The sequence below is a fragment of the uncultured Sphingomonas sp. genome (assembly GCF_937859915.1).
Classification (GTDB): domain Bacteria; phylum Pseudomonadota; class Alphaproteobacteria; order Sphingomonadales; family Sphingomonadaceae; genus Solisphingomonas.
The window spans coordinates 1-7,222 of sequence record NZ_CALMAW010000123.1 but is presented as its reverse complement, the minus strand read 5'-3'; the positions used below and the strand labels follow the sequence as shown (position 1 = coordinate 7,222).

General features: G+C 70.0%; 8 protein-coding genes. 4 read left to right on the top strand and 4 right to left on the bottom strand.

Going from position 1 to position 7,222, the window contains the following annotated elements:
• The 3 genes from Q0326_RS16665 to Q0326_RS16655 all read right to left on the bottom strand — a co-directional run.
• A partial coding sequence (locus tag Q0326_RS16665; protein WP_298692628.1) for a polysaccharide biosynthesis/export family protein occupies positions 1 to 392 on the bottom strand: 392 nt, incomplete at its 3' end.
• Positions 393 to 598: 206 nt separating this feature from the next.
• Positions 599 to 1,813 (bottom strand): pyridoxal-dependent decarboxylase, exosortase A system-associated, encoded by a 1,215-nt coding sequence (locus tag Q0326_RS16660; RefSeq protein ID WP_298692626.1) that lies wholly within the window; start codon positions 1,811 to 1,813, stop codon positions 599 to 601.
• Positions 1,810 to 3,318, bottom strand: a complete 1,509-nt coding sequence (locus tag Q0326_RS16655; RefSeq protein WP_298692631.1) for an acyl-CoA ligase (AMP-forming), exosortase A system-associated — start codon at positions 3,316 to 3,318, stop codon at positions 1,810 to 1,812. Before Q0326_RS16655 ends, Q0326_RS16660 begins: the two co-directional genes overlap by 4 nt.
• Before the next feature lie 65 nt (positions 3,319 to 3,383).
• On the opposite strand from Q0326_RS16655, the gene Q0326_RS16650 reads away from it, so the two are divergent.
• The 4 genes from Q0326_RS16650 to Q0326_RS16635 are packed head-to-tail and all read left to right on the top strand — an operon-like array spanning position 3,384 to position 6,116.
• Positions 3,384 to 4,379, top strand: a complete 996-nt coding sequence (locus Q0326_RS16650) for a GNAT family N-acetyltransferase (protein WP_298692624.1) — start codon at positions 3,384 to 3,386, stop codon at positions 4,377 to 4,379.
• A 26-nt stretch (positions 4,380 to 4,405) separates the two neighbouring features.
• Positions 4,406 to 4,675, top strand: a complete 270-nt coding sequence (locus tag Q0326_RS16645; RefSeq protein ID WP_298692621.1) for an acyl carrier protein — start codon at positions 4,406 to 4,408, stop codon at positions 4,673 to 4,675.
• Complete coding sequence (locus Q0326_RS16640) at positions 4,672 to 5,328, top strand: hypothetical protein (protein ID WP_298692619.1); 657 nt, start codon at positions 4,672 to 4,674, stop codon at positions 5,326 to 5,328. The genes Q0326_RS16645 and Q0326_RS16640 overlap by 4 nt, the downstream gene beginning before the upstream one ends.
• Positions 5,325 to 6,116, top strand: a complete 792-nt coding sequence (locus tag Q0326_RS16635) for a hydrolase 1, exosortase A system-associated (protein ID WP_298692617.1) — start codon at positions 5,325 to 5,327, stop codon at positions 6,114 to 6,116. The genes Q0326_RS16640 and Q0326_RS16635 overlap by 4 nt, the downstream gene beginning before the upstream one ends.
• Here Q0326_RS16635 and trxB read toward each other — a convergent pair.
• Entirely contained in the window at positions 6,100 to 7,071 is a 972-nt protein-coding gene (gene trxB / locus Q0326_RS16630) for a thioredoxin-disulfide reductase (RefSeq protein ID WP_298692616.1), read from the bottom strand. The genes Q0326_RS16635 and trxB overlap by 17 nt on opposite strands.
• Positions 7,072 to 7,222: the final 151 nt, after the last annotated feature.

Below are 7,222 nucleotides of genomic sequence, written 5' to 3'. Positions count from 1 at the left end.
ATGCGGACCTGCTGCGAGAAAGTGCCCGAGAAATTGTCGACCATCACCGAGACCAGCGGGTCCGAGACATATTTGGAGAGCGCGGCCTTGAGGTCCTCGGCAAGCTGCGCCGGGGTCTTGCCCGACGCCGGCAGGTCGGCGATCAGCGGCGTCGTGATGCGGCCGTCGGGGCGGACCTGGACCTTGGCGCCGAGCTCGGGATTGCGCCACACGAAGATGGTAAGCTGGTCGAGCGGGCCGATGACATATTGCTCGCCGGGCGTCTCCTGGGTCTGCGAGACGAAATTGGCCGGGGGCAGCGCCGGGCCGCTGCCGCCGCCCGCGCACCCCGACACCGCGACACCGGCCAAAGCCACGCCGAGCACCGTCCTGGAAGCGCCGTCGAACCGCATGTCTCATCCCCTTGTGCCGTCACGAACGGACGCGCGCCGTCACGACGCCACGCCCCGCCCTTGGGTCGTTCGGCAGCCGGCTTAGCGCCGGAGAGGTGAATTTTACGTTAGGAGTGCGGTTGGGCGGCATGCGCGACGCCGCGGCCGGCATTGCGCGCCGTGCACGCTTTGCGCGCAATGACGGCTCTGCTCTCTCGCAGCGTGCGTCAGACCGCCATTTCGCAGGCCGGCGCGTGCCCCAGAAAGGCCGCCGGCGAGGCGGTCGCACCATAGGCGCCGGCGAGGAAAACCGCGATGACGTCGCCGACGTCGGCGGCGGGCAGCAGCACGTCGTCGGCGAGCCGGTCGAGCGGCGTACACAGGCAACCGACGACGCTGACCACCTCGTCGCCCGGCGCGCCGAAGCGGGTCGCGACCGCCACCGGATAGTTGCGCCGCACCACCGTCCCGAAATTGCCCGAGGCGGCGAGCTGGTGGTGGAGGCCGCCGTCGGTGACGAGGAAGGTCTTGCCGTGGCTGTCCTTGCGATCGACGATCCGCGTCAGATAGACCCCCGCCTCGGCAACCATCCAGCGTCCGAGCTCGATCGCGTAGCGCGACGCCTCCGCCCCGACCTGCGCCGCCAGCGCCGCGCCGATCGCCTCGACGTCGAGCGGTACGTCGCCGGCGAAATAGGGCACGCCGAAGCCGCCGCCGAGATTGACCAGCGGCGCCGCTGTACCGCTCTCCGCATCGATAAGACGGGCGAGCGCGACCGTGTTGGCCTGCGTCTCGATGATTGCGCCGGCGTCGAGCGACTGCGAGCCCGCGAAGATGTGCAGGCCGCGATAGTCCGCGCCTGCGGCGACGAGATGCCGGACCAGCGGCACGACCCGCGCCGCGTCGACCCCGAACGGCTTGGCGCCGCCGCCCATCCGCATCCCCGATCCCTTGAGGTCGAAGTCGGGATTGACGCGCACCGCGAGCCGCGGCGTCAGCCCGAGTGCCTCGGCGGCCGACAGCGCGCGATCGGCCTCGCGCTCCGATTCGAGGTTGATCGTGGCGCCCGCCCGGATCGCGGCCTCGAGTTCGCGCGCGCGCTTGCCGGGGCCCGCGAAGCTGATCCTGGCCGCCGCCATGCCGGCGCCCATCGCCGTTGCGAGTTCGCCACCGGAGGCGACGTCGAAACCATCGACGCTCTGCGCCATGGTCTCAAGAACATCCGCGAAGGGGTTGGCCTTGATCGCATAATGGAGATTGATCCCCGCCGGCATCGCCGCCCGCAGTCGCGCAATCCGGGCCGCGATCATCGCCCGATCGTAGACGAACAGCGGCGTGTCGCCGGCCTCGCCGATCAGCGCATCGACGTTCCGACCGGCGATGACGACGCGTCCTTGCGCATCGGCATCATAGCCGGGCGGGATGGGGCCGGTCGGCTTCATGCGCCGTGCGCCCCGGCGATCGCGACACGGTCGAGCTTACCGTTGGGGTTGCGCGGCAGCGCCTCGAGCCAGACGATGTCGCGCGGTTGCTGGAAGTTGGGCAGTTCGGCCTTGAAATAGGCGCGCAGCCGCGCTTCGTCCCCACCGCCGCGGACGACTAGGCGGATCGCCTGCCCCATGCGGTCGTCGGCGACACCGAGCGCGACCGCCTCGCCGACCGCGCCGCTGGCGATCGCCGCCTCCTCGATCTCGGTGGGGCTGATGCGATTGCCCGAGACCTTGATCATCTCGTCGTCGCGCCCGACGAAGCGGAGCAGCCCGTCGGCGCCGCGCACGACGCTGTCCCCCGACCAGACCGCGGTGCCGCCGAGGCGAGCGCCCGCAGGCGCCGGCCTGAACCGCCGCGCGGTCCGCTCGGGATCGCGCCAATAGCCCCGCGCGACCAGCGGCCCGGCATGGACGAGTTCGCCGGGCTCGTCGGCGTCGGCGAGGCTGCCGTCGGGTCGCACGACCAGGATTTCGGCGAAGGGGATCGCCGTGCCGATCGACCCGGGGTGCGCGTCGACCAATGCGGGGTCGAGGCTGGTCGACCGAAACGCTTCGGTAAGACCGTACATGAGATGCAGGCTGGCCTGCGGGAAGAGCGCGCGCAGGCGGCGAACCAACGGTGCCGGCATCCGGCCCCCGGTCGCCGACAGCACGCGCAGCCGCGCCGCCGTCTCGGGCGGCCACGTCGCCTCGGCGAGCTGGATCCACAGGGGCGGCACCCCCGCCATGATCGTGACGTCATGCCGCCCGACCGCCTTCACCACGTCGCCCGCGACCAGATAGTCGAGCGGCACTGCGCACGCCCCCGCCGCCCAGCTCGACAGCAATTGGTTGAGCCCGGCGTCGAAGCTCAGCGGCAGCACCGCGAGCGTGCGGTCCCGCGGTGTCACGCCGAGATAGGACGCCACTGCGATCGCGCCGAGCCAGAGATTGGCATGGCTCAGCATCACCCCCTTGGGGCTGCCGGTCGATCCCGACGTGTAGAGCAAGGCGGCAAGCGCCGAGGTGTCGCCGCCCGACGCCGGCAAAGGCTGAGGGTGCGCGGCCGAAAGATCCGCCTCGACGACGAGATCGCATCCCGCCGGCCGATCGCCGGGCGCCAGCAGCGCCGCGCGCGCCGGCTGGCTGATCAGCACCCGGGCGCCGCTGTCGGCCAGGATATGCGCGACCTGCGCACGCTTGAGCAGCGGGTTGACCGGGACGTGCACCAGCCCTGCCCGCGCGCAGCCGAGCGCCAGCAGGCAGGCGGTCCGCGTCTTGGGCAGCCAGCTCGCGATCCGATCGCCCGGGGCTGCGCGCTGGGCAAGGTGCGCGGCGAGCGATCCGATCGCAGCGTCGAGCCCGGCGAAATCGAGCGTGCCGGCGCGATCGACCAGCGCGGCAGCGTCTGGCGCACCGCACAGGACGAGCCGATCGAGCCGCTGCGGCGTCGGGTCGAGCCCGTTCCAGTCGGTCAACACTTGCACATTCTGCCCTTCGCACGGCACAGCGTCCCCCGCCAAGCGTCTCGGGAGATAGCGCGATGCCGGTGTCGGTGAAATGGTTCGACGATCTCGACGCAGTCGCCGCCGATGCGGCCGGCGCGCTCGATCGCGCCTGCCAGCCGACGCTGTACGATCGTCTCGACTGGTTCCGCCTGACCGCCACGCATGTCCTGCCCGACGCGCGGCTGGCGGTGCTCCGCGTCCGCGACGGTCGATCCGCCGCCTGGCTGTTCCTGATCGCGACCGGGCGTCGATCCGCCGCGCCTCTGGCCAGTTGGTACACGCTGCGGTTCGCGCCGATCCTGTCGGGGCCCCCCGCCGCCGCGCTGTCGCCCGCGCTGTTCACGGCACTCGCCGCGCGGTTCGACACGGTGGCGCTGCATCCGCTTGCGGGGCCCGTCACCGCCGCGGGATGGCGAGGCTATGCCGATCGGTGCTCGACGAATTGGACGATCGACATCGCCACGCCCGATTTCGACAATTATTGGGCCGCGCGCCCCACCCAGCTGCGCAACACCGTCGCCCGTCGCGGTCGCAGCCATCCGCTCGACATCCGCGTTCATCGCGCCTTCGATGCCGATCTTTGGACGGCGTATGAAGACATCTACGCCGCGAGCTGGAAACCGACCGAGGGCTCGCTGGCCCTGCTGCGCGCGCTCGCCGCGCAGGAGTCGGCCGCCGGCACGCTTCGCCTCGGGCTGGCACGCCGTGCCGACGGTATGCCGGTCGCCGCCCAATATTGGCTGGTCGAGAACGGCATCGCCACCATCCACAAGCTCGCGCATCGCGAGGACGCCAAGGCAGGCTCGCCCGGCTCGCTGCTCAGCCACGCGATGTTCCGCGCCGCGATCGTCGACGACCGCGTCCGCCGCATCGACTTCGGGCTCGGCGACGAAACTTATAAGGCCGACTGGGTCGACACGCCCAACCCGATCTGGCGGACCGACCTGTACCGTCCCGCATCGGTACGCGGACTCGCCGGTATCGCGCGCGAGACCGCCAGCCGGCTTGCCCGCCGCCGCCCGCTCGACTAGGCGACGCGGAAATCGGAGAAAACACGATGACCGGTGCCACCGCGACGATCGAAGACCAGCTGCGCGCGATCTTGCGCGACGTGCTCGGCGTCGATGCCGCCCGCGCCGAGGCAATCGACGACGCCACGCCGCTGTTCGGCGCGATGCCCGAGCTCGATTCGATGGCCGTCGCGGGCCTGCTCACCGAGATCGAAGACCGGCTGCATATCCTCATCGACGACGACGAGGTCGATGGCGAGATGCTCGAAAGCTTCGGCAGCCTCGCCGCCTTCGTCCGCGCCAAGCGCGGCGCATGACGGCGGAGGCCGCGCCGCGAATCTGTACCTATGGCAATGGCGAGGCGATGCTCGCCTTCGGACCGGCGAGCGGCCCGCACCTGCTCGTGTTGCAACCTTTGTTCGAAGAAATGAACCGGACGCGGTCGCTGGTCGTCGCCGTGTGCAGGGGCCTGGCTGCGCGCGGCATCGGCTGCTGGCTGCCCGATCTGCCGGGGACCGGGGAAAGCCCGCAGGCGCTCGACGGTCTCGGCTGGGCGGATTGGCGCGCGGCGGTGCCGCAGGCGCTCGCCGCGACCGGCGTCACGATCGCCGGCAGCATCGCCTTCCGCGGCGGGGCATTGATCGACTCCGTGGTGCCCGGTCGTCACTGGCGGCTGGCACCGACAGCAGGCCGGTCGCTGCTCAGCGACCTGCGCCGCAGCGCGCTCGCGAGCGGCAGCGATCCGGCGACGCCCGCCGGCTACGTCCTGTCGCCCACGCTCGCCGAGCCGCTGGCCGCCGCCGACCTATCCGCCGATGATACGAACCGAACGATCAGGCTGGTCAGGGACGAGCATCCGGCCGACCGTCGCGTCGACGGCATCCCTGTCTGGCGACGACCCGAGCCCCAGCGCGACGACCGGCTCGCGGGCTTGCTTGCCGACGATATCGCTGCGTGGATAGGAACATGAGGGCGATCGCTGCGACTTCGTGTGAAGGCGACACGCTATATGCGACGCTCGACGGACCCGCTGATGCGACGGTCGGCTGGCTGTTCGCAACCGGTGGCAGCCAGACCCGCGTCGGGCCGCACCGTCTGTACGAACGCCTCGCGGCACGGCTGGCAGCCGCGGGCCATGCCGTCGTCCGGATCGACCGACGCGGGGTCGGCGACAGCAGCGGTGCCGATCGGGGCTATCTCTCGAGCGACGCCGATCTCAGCGCCGCGGCGACCCTTTTGAGACAGAGATTTCCAGCTCTGAAACAATGCCTTGGCTTCGGTCTTTGCGACGGCGCAACGGCGCTCGCGCTATATGGCGACGGGCTCGGTCTGACCGATCTCGTGCTCGCCAATCCCTGGGTGATCGAATCCTCGGGTGACCTACCCGCCGCCGCCGCGATCCGCGGTCATTATGCCAAACGGTTGTTCGATCCGCGCGCCTGGCTCAAGCTTTTGAGAGGTGGTGTGAACATCCGCCGGCTGCTGCGCAGCATCGCGCGCAGCGTCGCCCACGAGGACGGCACGCTCGCGCGACGCTTTGCGCACGGCATCCGCGGCGAAACCTTGGTCGTGCTCGCCGACGGCGACGGCACCGCGCAGAATTTCGCCGCCGCCTGGCGAGGCCTCGACACCAAGCCGATCGTCACCACGCTGCGCATCGCCACCGCCTCGCACAGCTTTGCCGAACCGGCAGCGTTCGAAGCGCTTGCGGCCGCGATGCTGTCCGCGGTCGCGCCGCCCGTCACTCGGCGGCGATAGCCTCGTCCTCATAATCGGCTTCGGCCAGGAAGCGCTCGGCGTCGAGCGCGGCCATGCAGCCGGTGCCTGCCGCGGTGATCGCCTGCCGATAGACCTTGTCGGTCACGTCGCCGCAGGCGAAGACGCCCGCCACGCTGGTGTGCGTGGTCCCCGGCGTCACCGTGATATAGTGATCCGCGTCGAGCTCGAGATGGCCCGCGAACAATTCGGTCGCGGGATGGTGGCCGATCGCCACGAAGCCGCCGTCGACATCGATGCGGCTGAGCTCGCCGGTCTTGGTGTCGCGCAACTCGAGCCCGACGAGGCCCTGATTGCCCTCGCCGCCGACGAATTCCGCGACCTCCTTGTTCCACAGCACCTTGATGCCGTGATGCTTGAACAGCCGATCCTGCAGGATCTTCTCCGCGCGAAAATGGTCGCGGCGATGGATCAGGGTGACGTCATGGCTGTGGTTGGTGAGATACAGGGCCTCCTCGACCGCGGTGTTGCCGCCGCCGATCACCGCGACCTTCTTGCCGCGGAAGAAGAAGCCGTCACAGGTCGCGCAGGCCGACACGCCCTGCCCGCGCAGCTTGGTCTCGCTCTCCAGCCCCAGCCATTTGGCCTGCGCGCCGGTCGCGATCACCAGCGTGTCGCCGAGATAGACATGGCCGCCGTCGCCGACGAGCCGGAACGGACGCTGCGACAGATCGACCTCGACGATCGTGTCCCACATCATCTGCGCGCCGACATGCTCGGCCTGCGCCTGCATCTCCTCCATCAGCCACGGGCCCTGGATGACCTCTTTGAAGCCGGGATAATTCTCGACGTCGGTGGTGGTGGTCAGCTGACCGCCCGGCTGGATGCCCTGCACGACGATCGGCGCCATCCCGGCGCGCGCCCCGTAGATGGCGGCGGACAGGCCGGCGGGGCCGGAGCCGAGGATGAGCATGCGGGTCGAATGGGTGGCGGTCATGACAAGGCTTTCGGGAAGAATCGATAGATCCAGATAGGAGCGCCTACCCGGCTCGCGCAACCGTCTGGCAGCGCGCCGGATCGCATCGATTTTCTTGGCAGGATGGTAGCGAAGGAGGGACTTGAACCCCCGACCCCAGGATTATGATTCC

Excerpts from the sequence above, each read along its gene's own strand:
- Q0326_RS16660 (WP_298692626.1), bottom strand. The coding sequence starts at position 1,813 with ATGAAGCCGACCGGCCCCATCCCGCCCGGCTATGATGCCGATGCGCAA.
- Q0326_RS16650 (WP_298692624.1), top strand. The coding sequence starts at position 3,384 with ATGCCGGTGTCGGTGAAATGGTTCGACGATCTCGACGCAGTCGCCGCC.
- Q0326_RS16645 (WP_298692621.1), top strand. The coding sequence starts at position 4,406 with ATGACCGGTGCCACCGCGACGATCGAAGACCAGCTGCGCGCGATCTTG.
- Q0326_RS16640 (WP_298692619.1), top strand. The coding sequence starts at position 4,672 with ATGACGGCGGAGGCCGCGCCGCGAATCTGTACCTATGGCAATGGCGAG.
- Q0326_RS16635 (WP_298692617.1), top strand. The coding sequence starts at position 5,325 with ATGAGGGCGATCGCTGCGACTTCGTGTGAAGGCGACACGCTATATGCG.
- trxB (WP_298692616.1), bottom strand. The coding sequence starts at position 7,071 with ATGACCGCCACCCATTCGACCCGCATGCTCATCCTCGGCTCCGGCCCC.